The 15,497-nt window shown below is 73.3% G+C and carries 16 protein-coding genes; 7 read left to right on the forward strand and 9 right to left on the reverse strand.

Going from position 1 to position 15,497, the window contains the following annotated elements; genetic code table 11:
• Positions 1-156: 156 nt before the first annotated feature.
• Both V6U82_RS16365 and V6U82_RS16370 read right to left on the reverse strand, forming a co-directional pair.
• Positions 157-828, reverse strand: coding sequence for a hypothetical protein (locus tag V6U82_RS16365; protein ID WP_334462080.1), 672 nt, complete (start codon positions 826-828; stop codon positions 157-159).
• A gap of 152 nt (positions 829-980) precedes the next feature.
• Positions 981-1,502: a M48 metallopeptidase family protein gene (locus V6U82_RS16370; RefSeq protein ID WP_120573257.1), complete on the reverse strand. Its 522-nt coding sequence runs from the start codon at positions 1,500-1,502 to the stop codon at positions 981-983.
• 474 nt (positions 1,503-1,976) lie between these two features.
• Here V6U82_RS16370 and V6U82_RS16375 point away from each other — a divergent pair, with 474 nt between their 5' ends.
• From V6U82_RS16375 to V6U82_RS16385, 3 genes are all read left to right on the forward strand, one after another.
• The gene (locus tag V6U82_RS16375) at positions 1,977-2,144 is read left to right on the forward strand and encodes a DUF5679 domain-containing protein (RefSeq protein WP_007464795.1); all 168 of its coding nucleotides are present in this window, start codon (positions 1,977-1,979) and stop codon (positions 2,142-2,144) included.
• A gap of 190 nt (positions 2,145-2,334) precedes the next feature.
• The gene (locus V6U82_RS16380) at positions 2,335-3,435 is read left to right on the forward strand and encodes a TOMM precursor leader peptide-binding protein (protein ID WP_334462171.1); all 1,101 of its coding nucleotides are present in this window, start codon (positions 2,335-2,337) and stop codon (positions 3,433-3,435) included.
• A 10-nt stretch (positions 3,436-3,445) separates the two neighbouring features.
• Positions 3,446-4,792, forward strand: coding sequence for an ABC1 kinase family protein (locus V6U82_RS16385; protein WP_128138763.1), 1,347 nt, complete (start codon positions 3,446-3,448; stop codon positions 4,790-4,792).
• Positions 4,793-5,130: 338 nt separating this feature from the next.
• On the opposite strand, the gene V6U82_RS16390 is transcribed toward V6U82_RS16385, so the two are convergent.
• The 3 genes from V6U82_RS16390 to V6U82_RS16400 form a co-directional block, all read right to left on the reverse strand.
• Positions 5,131-5,496: a WhiB family transcriptional regulator gene (locus V6U82_RS16390; RefSeq protein WP_013288404.1), complete on the reverse strand. Its 366-nt coding sequence runs from the start codon at positions 5,494-5,496 to the stop codon at positions 5,131-5,133.
• A gap of 132 nt (positions 5,497-5,628) precedes the next feature.
• The gene (locus V6U82_RS16395; RefSeq protein WP_128138762.1) at positions 5,629-5,883 is read right to left on the reverse strand and encodes a hypothetical protein; all 255 of its coding nucleotides are present in this window, start codon (positions 5,881-5,883) and stop codon (positions 5,629-5,631) included.
• A gap of 128 nt (positions 5,884-6,011) precedes the next feature.
• Positions 6,012-8,135 (reverse strand): ATP-dependent DNA helicase UvrD2, encoded by a 2,124-nt coding sequence (locus V6U82_RS16400; RefSeq protein WP_334462098.1) that lies wholly within the window; start codon positions 8,133-8,135, stop codon positions 6,012-6,014.
• A gap of 90 nt (positions 8,136-8,225) precedes the next feature.
• Between V6U82_RS16400 and V6U82_RS16405 the strand changes: the two genes are divergently transcribed.
• Positions 8,226-8,468, forward strand: coding sequence for a mycoredoxin (locus V6U82_RS16405; protein WP_018784736.1), 243 nt, complete (start codon positions 8,226-8,228; stop codon positions 8,466-8,468).
• Between the two features lie 57 nt (positions 8,469-8,525).
• Here V6U82_RS16405 and V6U82_RS16410 read toward each other — a convergent pair whose 3' ends face one another.
• Positions 8,526-9,779 carry an MFS transporter gene (locus V6U82_RS16410; protein WP_334462102.1) on the reverse strand — a complete coding sequence of 418 codons (1,254 nt, stop codon included), beginning with the start codon at positions 9,777-9,779 and terminating at the stop codon, positions 8,526-8,528.
• 204 nt (positions 9,780-9,983) lie between these two features.
• On the opposite strand from V6U82_RS16410, the gene V6U82_RS16415 reads away from it, so the two are divergent.
• The 3 genes from V6U82_RS16415 to V6U82_RS16425 all read left to right on the forward strand — a co-directional run bounded on the left by V6U82_RS16415 (position 9,984) and on the right by V6U82_RS16425 (position 11,741).
• Positions 9,984-10,964, forward strand: a complete 981-nt coding sequence (locus V6U82_RS16415) for a helix-turn-helix domain-containing protein (protein ID WP_128137304.1) — start codon at positions 9,984-9,986, stop codon at positions 10,962-10,964.
• A 71-nt stretch (positions 10,965-11,035) separates the two neighbouring features.
• Positions 11,036-11,275, forward strand: a complete 240-nt coding sequence (locus V6U82_RS16420; protein WP_128137305.1) for a DUF397 domain-containing protein — start codon at positions 11,036-11,038, stop codon at positions 11,273-11,275.
• 196 nt (positions 11,276-11,471) lie between these two features.
• Entirely contained in the window at positions 11,472-11,741 is a 270-nt protein-coding gene (locus tag V6U82_RS16425; RefSeq protein ID WP_128137306.1) for a hypothetical protein, read from the forward strand.
• 147 nt (positions 11,742-11,888) lie between these two features.
• Here V6U82_RS16425 and nudC read toward each other — a convergent pair whose 3' ends face one another.
• The 3 genes from nudC to V6U82_RS16440 are packed head-to-tail and all read right to left on the reverse strand — an operon-like array spanning position 11,889 to position 15,480.
• Positions 11,889-12,836, reverse strand: a complete 948-nt coding sequence (nudC, locus tag V6U82_RS16430) for an NAD(+) diphosphatase (protein ID WP_334462108.1) — start codon at positions 12,834-12,836, stop codon at positions 11,889-11,891.
• Entirely contained in the window at positions 12,833-14,173 is a 1,341-nt protein-coding gene (locus tag V6U82_RS16435; RefSeq protein ID WP_334462110.1) for a M16 family metallopeptidase, read from the reverse strand. The genes nudC and V6U82_RS16435 overlap by 4 nt, the downstream gene beginning before the upstream one ends.
• On the reverse strand, positions 14,170-15,480 hold the full coding sequence (locus V6U82_RS16440) for a M16 family metallopeptidase (RefSeq protein ID WP_128137309.1): 1,311 nt from the start codon (positions 15,478-15,480) through the stop codon (positions 14,170-14,172). Before V6U82_RS16440 ends, V6U82_RS16435 begins: the two co-directional genes overlap by 4 nt.
• Positions 15,481-15,497: the final 17 nt, after the last annotated feature.

Genomic DNA, 15,497 nt, shown 5'->3' on the forward strand with positions numbered 1-15,497 from the left:
GCCACGCCGCCCTGCCTCGCCGCCCCGCCTCAACCCGTCGATCTTGGAGTTGTGGCACCTCGCGGAAGCCGCAGTCGGGACATCCTGGGCGCCACAACTCCAAGATCGGCGAGTCGGGCGGCAGAGCGCGGGCGTCCGGCGCGGAGGCGGCGAGGGTCAGACGGGGCGGCCGGAGAGTAGGGCTCGGGTGGCCTCCCAGCCTTCGACGGCGGGATCGAGCGCGGCCAGGTCGGCCGGGCCGCGCATGCGGTGCCAGCCGGCGGTGACCGCCACGTCGCCCGGGCTCGGTGCCGCCCGCCGCACCTCGGCCGGCGCTGTCGTGTCCAGGTCCAACGCCGGCAGCCAGGCCGGTACGGGCAGCCGCGCCGCCACCCCCAGCAGCCCGGTTCCGCTCCCCTCGACCGGGGCCACCGCCACCGGCCGGGTGGTGAGCGGGCGAAGCAGCTTGCCGAGCGTCAGCCCGGGCACGTCCGGCGCGTCGGCCACCACCACCGCCACCTGGTCGTAGCGGGCCGCCCGGTCACCGGTGACCGCCGCCCGGCCCGGAGTCGCCGCGGGCTCCTGCCCTGACGACTCACCGGCCAGCGCCGCGAACACCGCGTTCGGCGTCGGCTCGGGCACCTCGTACACCTGGGTGCCGGGCCAGACCACCGCGTCGGCCAGCCACCGGTCCCGGGCGGTGACCGCCACCGCGGTCTCCACCTCCTTCAGCGTGGCCAGCAGGTCGACCACGTCCTCGGCGAGCGCGGTACGCCATCGCGCCGGATCGATTCCGGGCGGCGACCAGGTCACCGGGCCGAGCAGCGCCACCACCACACGTCGCGACATTCGCCGACCCTAACCCCACCCCCGCGCGGGCCCGCGGTCGATCATGAAGTTGGCGGTGACGAAGTGGACGAAACGCCGGGCCAACTTCATGATCGACCGCGACGGGCGGCGCGCGGTGGGCGGCGCGCGGTGGGCGACGGGCGGCGGGGGGGTCAGGGGATGGCGGCGGTGGCCGCGACGCCCTCCAGGTAGCCGCGGGCACGTTCCGACCTCGGGTAGCGGGCGACCAGCGCCCAGAACTCCGCGTTGTGGCTGGGCACGATGAGGTGCGCCAGCTCGTGCAGCAACACGTAGTCGATCACCCAGTCGGGCATGTCCTGGACCCGGTGCGAGATCCGGATGGTGCGGTCGGCGGGCGTGCAGGAGCCCCAGCGGCCGTTCTGGTTGGTCACCCAGCGGACGCTCGCAGGCGCGGCGGCCGACCCGTATTCGGTCAGGTAGAGGTCGATCAGGCGGGCGGCACGGGCGAGCAGTTCGGCGTCCGAGCGGGCCAGCCGGCCCTCGCGGGCGGCGAGCCGGGCGAGCATCCGGTCGACCCACTCGCTCTCCTCGGCCCGGGAGAACTGGTCGGGGATCAGCACGACGACGCGCTCCCCGTCCCGGTACGCGGACACCGTGCGCCGCCGACGCTGGCTGCGCCGCACCTCGACGACGGGCTTCCGCGTCACGGCCATTACCGGTCCGCGCAGCCTCGGTTGACTGTCACGATGGAAAGCTAATGCGTACTGACCAGGACTCCGCAAGAGTCAACACGACGACACGCGCCCGGAAAGTGGCGGTTGGTTGTCAGGAGTCCGGAAAAAATTCTTTGCGACGGTAGCTGACCATCACCTGACCGCCCCTGTTCACGTTAAGTGATCTACGACGAGTGACAGTCGGCGGGGCCGCGCGAAGCGGATCTGGGTGCATTCATCCGGCGTGTCCGCGCGAAACTGACTTATCCGACGTTACTCGGCATGCACACTCTCGACGTCGACTTGCTCACAGAGTCGGCGTACAGCTGACATGGAACCGCCCAGACCTGGGTAGGGTCCGCCAACCACGGTCAGGTGACTGACCGTGGAGAACCCCCCGGCGCCGGGCCACGTGTGGGCCGCCGCAGGGAGACCCGCCGGGACACCTCCGGCGGACGAGACGAGGAGGCTACCGTGGCCGACCAGGCCCAGACCTACAACGGTTACTGCGTGAAGTGCAAGGAGAAGCGGGACTTCGAGGGACACGTGGAGGTCTCGAAGACCGGCATGAACATGGCCAAGGGCAAGTGCCCGGTGTGCGGCACAACAGTGAACCGCATCCTGGGCAAGGCCAAGGTCTGACCCGTACGGCGGACACGGGGGAGGACGGCCGGTGGCCGTCCTCCCCCGTCGTGTAGCCGACACAGTTACCGGCTAGTTGTGGAAAACCGGCGAGATCCTGTGGACAACGCTGGCCACGGCACACCGCACCTGTGGACAACGAGCGACGGAGCGCTTGGAGACGGTCACGATCAGTGGTGTGACCGATCCGATGCCGCTCGTCCGTCCCGTCCTGCTGCCCGGCCTGACCCGGCTCTGGCGCGACCGGCACACGCTCCAGCTCGGCGAGCCGCCCGGCCGTGCGGTGCTGCTGGAGATGTCCTCGCCGGGGACGGCCCGCCTGCTCGACCTGCTCGACGGCACCCGCAGCGAACGCGCCGTGCTGGCCGAGGCGGGCGCCGCCCGGGTTCCGCCCGACGAGGCGCGCGCCCTGCTCGACACGCTCCGGGACGCCGGGCTGGTGGTGCCGGCCCAGGCCCTGCTCCCCCGTGACCTCGCCGGAACGGTCCGGGCCCGGCTGGCCGCCGAGGCCGCCGCGCTGGCGCTCGCGTCGCCCGACCTGCCCGGCACACCGGCCCGGCTGCTGCGCCGCCGCCGTGCCGCCCGGGTGCTGGTCACCGGTACGGGACGGTTCGGCGCAGCGGTCGCCGTCGCGCTGGCCCAGGCCGGGGTCGGGCACGTCGTACCCGATCTGGCCGGCCCGGTCGGCGCCGGTGACCTGGTCGGGACCGGCCTGACCGCCGCGGAGCTGGGCCGGCCGCTGGCCCCTGCGGTACGCGCGGCGCTCGGGCGGTGCGCGCCCGGAACGGCGACCGGCCCGTCCCGGGCGACCCGGCCGGACCTGGTGGTGCAGCTCGGCGTCGACCGTCCGGCCGAGCTGCTCGCCACCGGGTACGCCCGCCGGCGTCAGCCCCACCTGCTGCTCGACCTGCGCGGCGGCGTACCGGTGGTCGGTCCGCTGGTCCGCCCGCCCGCCGGTCCCTGCCTGCGCTGCCTCGACCTGCACCGCGGCGACCGGGATCCGGACTGGCCCGCGCTCGCCGCCCAGCTCGCCGCCGACCGGGGCGAACGTGCCTGCACCGCCGCCACCGGGCTCGCCGCGACGGCGTTCGCGACGGCGGAGGTGCTGGCCCAGCTCGACGGCGCCCAGCCGGAGACGCTCGGCGGTGCGGTGGAGATCCGCGGTCCGGGCCGGGTCCGCTACCGACGGTGGCCGCCACACCCCTCCTGCGGTTGCTGCCGGCGTCGCCCGATCCGGTCGGCCCCGGCCGCTACCCGCCGCACGGCAGCAGCGGAGGCCCCGAGTCGGTAACAATGGCCGGGTGACCGACATCCCGCGCCGGGCCGTGTCCCGCACCGCCAAACTCGCCGCCCTGCCGCTCGGGTTCGCCGGTCGAACCGTCCTCGGCATGGGCAAGCGGGTGACCGGCCTCGCGTCCGACGTCATCTCCGCCGAGATCCAGCAGCGCACCGCCGAGCAGTTGTTCAGCGTGCTCGGGCAGCTCAAGGGCGGGGCGATGAAGTTCGGCCAGGCCCTGTCGGTGTTCGAGGCGGCGCTGCCCGAGGAGGTCGCCGCGCCCTACCGGCAGGCGCTGACCAAGCTCCAGGAGGCCGCGCCCCCGCTGCCGGCGGCGACGGTGCACAAGGTGCTCGCCGAGCAGCTCGGCCCGGACTGGCGCGACCGGTTCGTCGAGTTCGACGACACCCCGGCCGCCGCGGCGAGCATCGGCCAGGTGCACCGGGCGGTCTGGCGCGACCCGGGGTACGGGCCGAACGGCGGCCCCCGGCACCGGGACGTGGCTGTGAAGATCCAGTACCCGGGTGCCGGTGACGCCCTGCTGGCCGACCTCAAGCAGCTCTCCCGGCTCGGCGGCATGTTCCGGGCCATCCAGCCGGGGCTGGACGTGAAGCCGCTCCTGGCCGAGCTGCGCGAGCGCATCACCGAGGAGCTGGACTACGAGCTGGAGGCGGAGTCGCAGCGGGCGTTCGCGGCCGCGTACGCCGACGACCCGGACATCTTCATCCCGGAGGTGCTCGACGCCGCGCCGCGGGTGCTGATCACCGAGTGGGTGGAGGGCATCCCGCTGTCCCAGATCATCCGGGAGGGCACCGAGGAGCAGCGCGACGAGGCCGGCCGGCTGATGGCCGAGCTGCACCTGTCCGCGCCGGAGCGGGCCGGGCTGCTGCACGCCGACCCGCACCCGGGCAACTTCCGGCTGCTGCCGGACGGCCGGCTCGGCGTGATCGACTTCGGGGCGGTGGCCCGGATGCCGCAGGGCACGCCCGAGCCGATCGGCCGGATCGCGGCGCTGGCGCTGCGCGGGGACGCCGACGCGGTGGTGGAGGGGCTGCGCGCCGAGGGCTTCGTCAGCCGCACCGAGTCGATCGACGCCCCGGCGGTGCTGGACTTCCTGCGTCCGATGCTGGAGCCGATCGCCGCTGACGAGTTCCGCTTCACCCGGGCCTGGCTGCGGGGCGAGGCGACCCGGCTGGCCAGCCCACGTTCCCCCGCCTACCAGCTCAGCCGGCAGCTCAACCTGCCCCCGTCGTACCTGATGATCCACCGGGTCACGCTGGGGTCGATCGGGGTGCTCTGCCAGTTGGAGGCGAAGGCGTCCTACCGGTCGATCCTGGAACGCTGGCTACCGGGCTTCGCGCCGGTGGCCTGAGCGCGGCGGGCCGGCGAGCGGGCAGGGCCGGCGACGAGCACGGCGAAGGGGCGGTGACCTGTCGGTCACCGCCCCTTCCTCACGCGATCGTTCTACAGAACGCCCAGGTCGCGGGCCGACTGGCTGCGACCCCGCATGGCGACGGTACGGGCGGAACGGGTTGCCTCAGTGCTCGTGGTGGTGCGACCGGCCTGAGGCCGGCGCATTCGGGCCCTGGACAACGCTTCGTGGAGTAGTTGCATCTCGAATCCGTTCGGCAGGTTCAGCATCAGAATTTCTCTCTCAGGTCGGCCGGTGGAGGGACACCGGCATCGGTCGTGGTTCGGAACGTAGGTGTGTCAGGCTGCCAGCCGGACGGAGCTTCGCGACTCGGACAGCCCGCTGGCCGCCAGTCGCGCCTCCGCCTCGACCCGGAGCTGCGCGTCACGGGCGAGGTCCTCCTTGCGCGGACGGCCACGGGGCCGCTTGCGCGGGACGACCGCGCCACGCTCGAAGATCTCGCCGCCCCAGACGCCCCAGGGCTCGGCTCGCTCCACCGCCCCGGCCAGGCACTCGACGCGCAGCGGGCAGTCCCCGCAGAGCGACTTGGCCAGCTCGAGCTCGGCGGGCGAGTCGGAGAACCACAGGTCGGGGTCGAACTTCCGGCAGGGCAGGTTCGCCTCCACGTCGACGCTCACGTCGAGCGGGGCCAACGCCAGACTCATCCTCCGGTCACCTCTCTCTCACTTCGATCTCGTGGATCGCATTCCGACGTACTTCGGCGGGACAAAAAACTGAGGCCGCGGATCCCGGTATGCGGGTTCCGCGGCCTCGAGGTGAGCCGGTGGTCTGATGGATCAGACCGGTCTACCTCGAGGTGGAACGCCGCGGACATCCGTGCGCTTCTTGGCGCCATCGATGCCCTTGCCCGCGAAGCCACTGGTCCCCTCGACTCCGGCCATCGGCGCAACGGTCAGGTTCAGCTCGGCCTGAACCGGGACCTGGTGCACCTGCGGAGCCGACGGTCGAGCGGCGAGGGCCACCCGGACAGCCGACAGCGGAGCGACGGCAGACGGCATCGCCGCAAGACGCTCATAAGTGAAGATCTTCATTGGTGCCACCTCCCTACTCTCCTCGTGCCGACCGTGGACTCATCCCTTTGAGCAGCCAGAACGGCGCCGCTCGCGAGGTGTGTCATGAGGCTATTCCTCGCCCTCGGGCGAGGGCAAACGATTTACGGCTAGTTTTCAGAAGTTTTCTGTGGGCAGACCTCGTCCACCGTGGCGCCCGACACCAGGGCGAGCACGGTATCCCCATAAAGCCCGACTTTTCGGGGCCCGATCCCGGCGATCGCCACCAGTTCCTCGGTGCGGCCGGGCTTCCGCTCGGCCAGCGCGGTGAGCGTGGCGTCGGTGAAGACCACGTACGCCGGCACCTTCTGCGTGCCCGCCACCCGCTGCCGCCACTCGCGCAGCCGCTCGTACAGCTCCTCGTCGATGTCCGACGGGCAGGTCGGGCAGCGGCCCAGTTTGCGGTCCGCGCCGGCGAGCAGCGTGGCGCCGCAGATCCGGCACGAGACCACCTGCGGCCGGCGCCGCTCGGCCCGCCGCGCCGGTCCGGTGCCGCCGGCCCGCTCACCGCCGCCGGACCGGTCGAGCTGGGGCAGGAACCGGGAGGGCCGCCGGGCCCGCCCACCCGGCGAGCGCGCGGTGGCGTAAGACAGCCAGAGCCACTCCCGGGCCCGGGTGATCCCGACGTAGAGCAGCCGCCGCTCCTCCTCGACCTGCTCCATGGTCTTCGCGTACGTGGTGGGCAGCGTGCCCTCGGCCAGCCCGACCAGGAACACCGCGTCCCACTCCAGCCCCTTCGCCGAGTGCAGCGACGCGAGCGTCACGCCCTCGACAGTGGGCACGTGCTGCTGGGCGGCCCGCCGGGCGAGCTCCTCGGTGAACCCGGTCAGGCCGGGTTCCGCCTCGGGCTGCGCCGCGTACTCCTCGGCGAGCTGCACCAGCGCGGCGAGCGCCTCCCACCGCTCGCGCGCGGCGCCACCGGGCGGGGGCGCGTCGGGCGCCCAGCCGACGGCGGTGAGGGCCTCGACCACGGCGGCCGGCAACGGGGTGCCCGCGTCGGCCGACCGGGTGGCGGCGCGCAGCGCGATCATCGCCTGGCGCACCTCGGGCCGTTCGAAGAACCGCTCCGCGCCCTGGAGCACGTACGGCACGCCGGCCTCGGAGAGCGCCTTCTCGTACGCCTCGGACTGCGCGTTGGTGCGGAACAACACCGCGATCTCCCGGGCCGGGGTGCCGCCCGCCACCAGCGCCCGGCAGCGCGCGGCGACCGCGTTCGCCTCGGCCGGCTCGTCGGTGAAGATCCGCAGTTCCGGCTCCGGGCCGGGGCGGCGCTGGCCGTGCAGCTCCAGCCGCAGCCGCGCCTCGGTGCCCCGGGCCTGCGAGATCACCGCGTTGGCGAGCCCGACCACCTGCGGGGTGGAGCGGTAGTCGCGGACCAGCCGGACCACAGTCGCGCCCCGGTGCAGGCGGGGGAAGTCGACCAGGTACGACGAGGTGGCACCGGTGAACGAGTAGATCGTCTGGCTGGCGTCGCCGACCACCGTCAGGTCGTCCCGGCCGCCCAGCCACGCCTCCAGCAGCCGCTGCTGGAGCGGGTTGACGTCCTGGTACTCGTCGACCACGAAGTGCCGGTACTGGTTGCGCACCTGCTCGGCCACGTCCGGGTGCTCCTCGATGCCCCAGACCGCGGCGCGCAGCATGTCCTCGAAGTCGATCACCCCGTTGCCGCGCTTGAGCCGCTCGTACGCGTCGAACACGTCGGCCACCCGGGCCGGGTCGTACGGCGTCTCGCGCAGCGCCTTGGCCGCGGCCACGACGTACTCCCCGGGCTCGACCAGTGACGACTTGGCCCACTCGATCTCGGCGGCCAGGTCGCGGGCGGCGGCCCGGTCGGCGCGCAGGCCGACCTTGGCGGCGGCGAGTGTGACCACCCGCACCTTGCTGTCCAGCAGTTCCGGCATGGCCCGCCCGGCCAGCAGCCGGGGCGCGAAGTAGCGGACCTGCCGCAGCGCCGCGGCGTGGAACGTGCGCGCCTGCACGCCCTGCACCCCGAGCACGCCGAGACGGCTGCGCATCTCGGCGGCGGCGCGGGCGGTGAACGTGACCGCCAGCACGTGCCGGCCGGCGATGTCGCCGGTCAGCGCCCGGTACGCGATCCGCGAGGTCACCGCCCGGGTCTTGCCGGTGCCGGCGCCGGCCAGGATGCAGACCGGGCCGGCCGGGGCGGTCACCGCTGAGCGCTGCTCCGGATCCAGCCCGGCCAGCACCCGTTCCGCCGCTGAGTGAACGCCCACAGCAGGGAATCATCCAGCATCGTGTGACGTTGCAGCGGTTAGCCTGGCCTGATCGGACCGGGCGCGAGCCACCCCTTGGAGGACCAGACCATGCTGACGATGTATTCCACCCCGTGGTGCGGCTACTGCCACCGGCTGAAGTCGCAGCTCGACCGGGAGGGCATCGCGTACGAGGTGGTCGACATCGAGCAGGACCCGACGGCCGCGGACTTCGTGATGAGCGTCAACGGCGGTAACCAGACCGTCCCGACGCTGCGCTTCGCCGACGGCAGCGCCCTGACCAACCCTTCGATCACGCAGGTCAAGCAGCACCTGGCCGCGCTGCCCGGCTGATCCGCCGCGACGCCACGAGCGGCCGCACCCGATCCGGGTGCGGCCGCTCGCCGTTCGTCAGGACCCGCCGCGGCTGAGCACCCCGTCGTCGGCGGGTTTGCGGGGCGACGGGATCCGGACCGGTCCGGCGACCGGGGTGGTCAGCCCGCGGCCCCGCCACAGGTAGAGGCCGGCCGCCGTGGTGACGGCCCCCACCAGGGCGAACAGCAGCCGGTAGTCGAACATGCCGACGAGCAGCGCGCCGGTGCCGATGGAGAGCGCCTGCGGCCCGCTGACCAGGGCCTCCGACGCGGCGGTCACCCGGCCGAGCAGCCGCGGCGGGGTCCGCCGCTGGATCAGCGTGTTCAACCCCACCATGGTCAGCGGCAGCGAGAGGCCGGCCAGCAGCAGCGCCACCACCCCGAGCCACAACCGGGGGTACGCCAGCGCCAGCGCGGCCGGTCCGAAGAACGTCACGCCCGCGGCGAGCGCGCCGACCTCGCCGAACCGGCGGACCACGGCGGCCGAGAACAGGCCGCCGACCAGCCCGCCGACGCCCTGCACCATGACCAGCACGCCGACGAACGCGGCGTCGCGGTGCAGGCCCAGATCGACGTACGCGAAGATCAGCGACTCGGTGAAGCCCATCACCAGCGAGCCGAGCCCGTACCCGAGCAGCGCCCGGCGCAGCGCCGGCTCGCCGGTCAGGTGGCGCAGGCCCGCGCCCAGCTCGGACGGCCCGCGACGACCGGATCGCGACGGTGTGCCCTCCTCCACGCGCAGCCGCGCGACCACCGCCGCCGCGGTGAGGAAGCCGGTCATGGCCAGCAGGACCAGCAGCCAGCCGCCCACTGCGGCGTACACGCCCGCCCCGGCCAGCGGCCCGATCAGCCGCAGGCCCTGCCGGACGGTCTGCAGCAACCCGTTCGCGTCCGCCAGCAGCTCGGCCGGTACCAGATGCCGGATCAGTCCGTTGAGCACGGCGGTGAGGGTGATGTACGAGAGCCCGTAGAGCGCGGCGACCACGTAGATCACCCAGACGTCGGAGCGGTCCCGGACCGTGAGCAGCGGGCCGAGCAGCACTGCTGCGACCAGGTTGGCGGCGATGAAGAAGGGTCGCCTGCGGTAGCGGTCGACCACCCAGCCGACCAGCGGGGCGAGCACCATCGGCGCGATGACCGCGAAGATGGTCGCCCCGGCCATGCTGTCCGAACCGGTCAGATCCTTGACCCAGACGGCCAGGGCGAGCAGCAGGACCGACTCCGCCGCCATGCTCGCGACGAGCGCGGCGAACAGCAGACGGAAGTCGGGGCGGCGCAGGACGGTGCGCATCGGTTCCCTCCGGCGGGGGTGCGCCACCAGCGGCGCGTCGGGGGCGGGCGCTGGTGAAGACGCCCTCCACAGTCCTCTTTTTGTCTCGTGACACGCCCTTGCCGGAACCTCCGGCGCCGGTCGCGCCGTCCATACTGACCGTGGGGGGCGAATTTCATACAGTTACCGTCGCGTCAAGCGGCGGTCGACGGGAAAGAGGACGCCGTGCCTCCTGCCGTACCAGGCCCGATTCTGCGCCGTCGTCGACTCGGCACCGAGCTGCGTCGGCTCCGCGAACAGGCCGGTCTGACCGGTGACCAGGTCATCGAGCGGATCGGCTGGGCCTCCGCATCCAAGTTGTCCCGCCTGGAGAACGGCCGCAGCCGTCCCGACCCGGACGACGTGGACGTGTTGCTGACGCTCTACGGCGCCGACGAGGAGCAGCGCGCGGAACTGACCGGGATCACCCACGAGGCCGGCGACATGCGCGGCTGGCTGCGCAACTTCCCGGTGATGACCCAGCAGCAGCGCGCCTTCGCCGAACTGGAGGCCGGCTGTGCGGAGATCTCCGAGTACAACCCGGTGCTGGTGCCGGGGCTGTTGCAGACGCCCGGGTACGCCCGGCACCGGATCATGTCCGCCGCGCAGGTCGCCGCCGAGGCCGGTGACCCGGAGACCGAGGACCCCGAGACCGAGGTACGCGCGCGGCAGGCCCGCCAGTCGCTGCTGACCCGCTCCCCCGAGGTGCCCCGTTACACCGCGGTGCTGGAGGAGGCCGCGCTCGGCCGCCGCGCCGGGCCGCCGGAGGTGCTGCACGAGCAGCTCGTCCACCTGTGCGAGATGGCGCTGCTGCCGAACGTGACGCTGCGTCTGCTGCTGCGGGACACGCGGGTCGGTGACTGGTACCTTCCGCCGACCGCGTTCTCGGTCTACCGGTTCGCCGATCCCCTCGATCCGGAGACGCTCGCCATCGAAGGTGGGTTCACCGACGTCATGTCGACCGAGGTAAACACCCTAAATCGCTATAAAGTGGTGTTCGAGTGGCTATGCTCGTCGGCACTCTCCGCATCGGACACCCTCTCCTGGTTGATCGAGGCGACGGGACGGCTGACCGGCACGGCAGTCGAGTCCACGGTGGCGTACGGGCCGGCAACGGCGCCGGCCCAGCGACGCCGGGACTCGGGGCGCCTCACCACGGAACGGTGATCCGGCACGGACACCGCCCGCGCTCCGGCGTCGCTCGATCCCATCGGAGCACCTCACCAGGAGCAAGCACCATGAACGAGATCCACACCAGCACGACCGCCCTGTCGGGACGGCTCGCCGGCGCCGCCTGGCGCAAGAGCACCCGCAGCCAGACCTCCAACTGCGTGGAGGTCGCGCCGCTCGGCTCCGGGCCGGCCACAGTGGCGCTGCGGGACAGCAAGGACCCGAGCGGGCCGGTCCTGCTGTTCGACCGGGCCGGCTGGCTCGGCTTCCTCACCGGCACGAAGAGCGGCCAGTTCGATCTGGACTGATCCGGCGAACCACGGGGGGCCGTCGGCGCGAGCCGGCGGCCCCTCGCGCGTCCATCCCCGACAACGGTGCTGACCTGGGATCCCCCGATCGGTCGAGCTGGCGCGTTCCCCTTGCCGGGCGGACACATCGGCGTAACATGACGCGGGAGTGACGTGGAAGTTCCAGCGTGTAACCGCCGATTGTCCGGGGGACACCATGCGGTTCCTGATCGTCCGCACCGAGATCCGTAGCGCCGCCGACGCCGACATCGCCGCCGCCTGGGCGGGCGGGGGCCGTCTGCGTGACGAGACGAGCACGCCGGAGCCCCGCCGCCAGGTCGTCCACGCCGAGGACCGGGACGCCGCACTCCTGCTCGCCCGCGCACTGTCCGCAGTCGGTGCGGTACGCGCGGGCCGGCACCGGGTCAAGGTGCTGCCGATCGAGGAACCAGCCCCCGGCCACCCGTACCGCTGGGACGGCGGATGACCGGACGCTGACGTCCGTCGTGGCCGGACCGGCCTCCCCCGCCGCTTTCCCGCCTCACCCGGCCACGACGGCACGTGTTCCCGGCCCGCGACTGTCGCGGCAACGACGGTCCGGGTCGGGGCCGCGTCCACCCGCGGCGGCGGCCGGTCAGCAGTGGCCGTCGAGCCAGCGGTGCACCAGGAACAACGCGATCGAGGACGGCGGCGGCAGGACCAGCCGATCTCCCCCGCCCACCGGCACCGGCTCGCCCGCGAGCGCCGCGCCGATCTCCCGGCGGGTGAACCAGCGTGCGTGCGCGATCTCGGCCAGGTCCACCCGGATCGGCGCGTCCGCGTCGGCGCGGGCCAGGAAGCCGAGCATCAACGAGCCGGGGAACGGCCAGGACTGGCTGCCCACGTACGCGATCTGCTCGACCGGGACGCCCACCTCCTCGCGGACCTCGCGCAGCACGGCGGCCTCGGCCGACTCGCCGGGCTCGACGTATCCGGCCAGGCACGAGTAGCGGCGCTGTCCGGGGGTGCGCGGCCAGGCCGCGTTGTTGCCGAGCAGGCAGCGGCCGTCCGGACCGTCCACACCGTCGTGCACCAGCACGATCATGGCCGGGTCGGTACGCGGCCAGACCCGGTCGCCGTCCGGGTCGATCCGCGACCAGCCGGCCTCGTCGGCGCTCGTCGGCTTGCCCGTCGTCGACGAGTAGCCGTGCCGCAGGTGCCAGTTGAGCAGCGCCAGCGCGGTGGTGAACAGGCCCGAGTCCCGGTCGGTCATCAGGTGGCCCACCTCACGCAGGTGGGCCGGACGGGTGTCCGGCAGCGCCGGAAGCGGCCCGTCCACCGCGAACACGGGTACGCCATCGGGCTCGACGCCGAGGAACATCGGCACCGACCGGGGCACCTCGGGCAGCTCGCCGGGGCCGACCAGGACCAGCTCCGGCGGGTTCGCCGCGCCCCGTACCAGCGCCCTGCCCTCGGCGGCCGAGTCCAGCACCAGCACCCGGGCCCGTTCCCACGCCTCGGTCAGCCAGCCCGGATCGGTACGCCGGTGCGCGGCCCGGTCGAGCGTCGACCGGGCCAGCGGCGGGGCGGACTCCCCGCTCATGCGGATTCCGTACGCACCGGTGTCAGCGCGGCGAGCGAGTCGGCCACCCGCTCGGCGTCGCCGAGCACGACGGTGACCGCGCGGGCCGGGGCCAGGTAGCGGGCGGCCACCTCGGCCACGTCGTCCACAGTCGCGGCGGCCAGCCGGGCGGCGTGCTCGGCGAGGAAGTCCAGACGCAGCCCGTTGCCGGCGTACGCGCTGGTCAGCGATGCGAGACCGGCCTGGGTGGACATGCCGAGCTGAAGCGTGCCGAGCGCGTACTGGCGGGCCTGCTCCAGTTCGTCGGCCTTCGGCGGCACCGTCGCCAGGCGGCCCAGCTCGTAGTTCGTCTCCACCAGCGCCGCCGCGGTGACCTCGGTGGCCACCTCGGCGCCGGCGACGAGCAGCGAACCGGCCACCGAGTGCTCGACGAGCGAGTGCGGCCCGTACGTGTAGCCCTTGTCCTCGCGGATGTTCTCCACCCAGCGGGAGGAGAAGTAGCCACCGAAGATCAGGTTGGCGAGCTGCAGCGCGGCGTGGTCCGGGTGGGTACGCGGCACCGCGGGGAGCGCGAGGCGTACCGAGGACTGCACCGAGCCGGGCCGGTCGACCAGCAGCAGCGGCCCGGGCTCCAGCGGCGGCGCGGGGGGCAGCTCGGCGACGTGCCCGTCACCGCGCCACCCGGACAGCGCCTGCTCGGCCGCGTTCAGCGCCCGGTCCGGGGCCACGTCGCCGACGAGCACCAGCACCGCGCCGGCCGGATGCACCCGCTCGGCGTGCAGCCGGCGCAACGCGGCCGGGCGGACCGCCCGGACCTGGTCCGGGTCGGGCGTCTGCACCGCGTACGGGTGCCGGCCGTACACCCGCTTGAGCAGCGCGGTGCGGACCAGGTGGGACGGCTGACTCTGGGCGACCTGGATGCGGTCGACCAGCCGGTCCCGCTCGGTCTCCACCCAGTCCGCGGGGTAGGTGGCCCCGGTGAGCACCTCGGCGAGCAGCTCCAGCATCCGGTCCAGGCCGGTGACCAGGCCCGCGCCGGAGAGCATCAGCCGGTCCGGGTCGAGACCGGCGGTCAGCCCGCCGCCGACCTTCTGCAACTCGGCCGCCAGCTCGGTGGCGCTGTGCGCCTCGGTGCCGGAGAGCATGGTCTGCGCCAGCATCGCGCCGCGGGCCAGGTGGGTACGCCCGAACGGCATCCACAGTCGCAGCTCGACGAGCGGTACGGCGGAGCGGCGTACCGCGATCACGGTGAGTCCGTTGGCGAGCGTGCGCTCGGCCTGCTTGGGCACCTTGAGGCGGCGGTTCGGGCGCAGCGCCGGCAGCGGCCGGACGGTGGTGGCGGTCGTACTCGTGCTCATCGGCCACCTCCGGCGACGACCTCGACGGACGCGCGGCGCTCGGGCCGCAGGGTGGCGGCGGCGGCGCGGACCTGCTCCTCGGTCACCTCGCCGACCAGCCGGGGCAGGTCGTTGAGCAGGCCGGGTTCGCCGCGTTGCTGTTCCAGCACCGCCATCCGCAACGCGCGGCCGAGCACCGCGTCCGTGTCGCGCAGCAGGTGGGTGGCCATCCGGGCCTGGGTACGCGCCAGCTCCCCCTCGGTCAGCCCGTCGGCCGCCAGCCGGTCCAGTTCCTCGTCGATGGTGCGCAGCACCTTGTCCACGTCGCCGCCGGGCGGCAGGTGGGCCTGGAGCAGCAGCGCGGTGGGGTCGCGTACGTCGAACGGGTCGCCCATGAAGCCGAGGTACCCGCCGAGGCTGGTGACCGACCGGTCGCGCTGCACCAGCCGCTCGACCAGCCGGGAGGCGTCGCCGTCGGTGAGCACCTCGGCCAGCACCACGTACGGCAGGTAACCGGCGAAGTCGCTGACCGGGTCGGGCACCCGCCAGGCGCCGGCCACCGCGGGGAGCGGCGCCAGCGCGTCGGTGTACGTGCTGCGCCGCTCGGCGGTAAGGTCGGGCTCGGCGAAGTCGGGCCGCTGCGGGGCGGGCCGGGCCGGCACGTCCCCGAAGTGCCGCTCGATGAGCGTGGTCGCCTCGGCCACGTCGATGTCGCCGCTGACCGCGAGTACGGCGTTGCCGCTGGCGTAGTAGCGGCGGAAGAAGTCGGCGGCGTCGGCCACGGTGGCCGACTCCAGGTCGACGAAGGAGCCGTAGCCGTCGTGCGCGTTGGGGAAGGTGTCGAACATCACCGGGGGCAGCGTCAGCCAGGGGAACCCGCCGTACGGCCGGTTCAGCACGTTGACCCGGATCTCCTCCTTGACCACGTCGACCTGGTTGCGCAGGTTCTCCTCGGTCAGCCGGGGGCCGCGCATCCGGTCGGCCTCCAGGAACAGCGCCCGTTCCAGCGCGTTCGCGGGCAGCGTCTCGAAGTAGTCGGTGTAGTCCAGGTGGGTGGAGCCGTTGAACGTCCCGCCGGCGCCCTGGACGTGCCGGAAGTGGGCCAGCTTCTCCAGGTTCTCCGAGCCCTGGAACATCAGGTGCTCGAAGAGGTGGGCGAACCCGGTGCGGCCCTCGGGCTCGGAGCGGATGCCGACGTCGTAGACCACCGCCACCCCGATGACCGGGGCGCTGCGGTCCGGCGTGAGCACCACGCGCAGGCCGTTGTCGAGGGTGAACCGTTCGACCGGGTACTTCGTCGCTGGGATCTTCGCTCTCCGCGTCGGCACGAGATCGACACTAGCGC

The sequence above is a fragment of the Micromonospora sp. CPCC 205554 genome (assembly GCF_036902745.1).
In the GTDB taxonomy this organism is placed as follows: domain Bacteria; phylum Actinomycetota; class Actinomycetes; order Mycobacteriales; family Micromonosporaceae; genus Micromonospora; species Micromonospora tulbaghiae.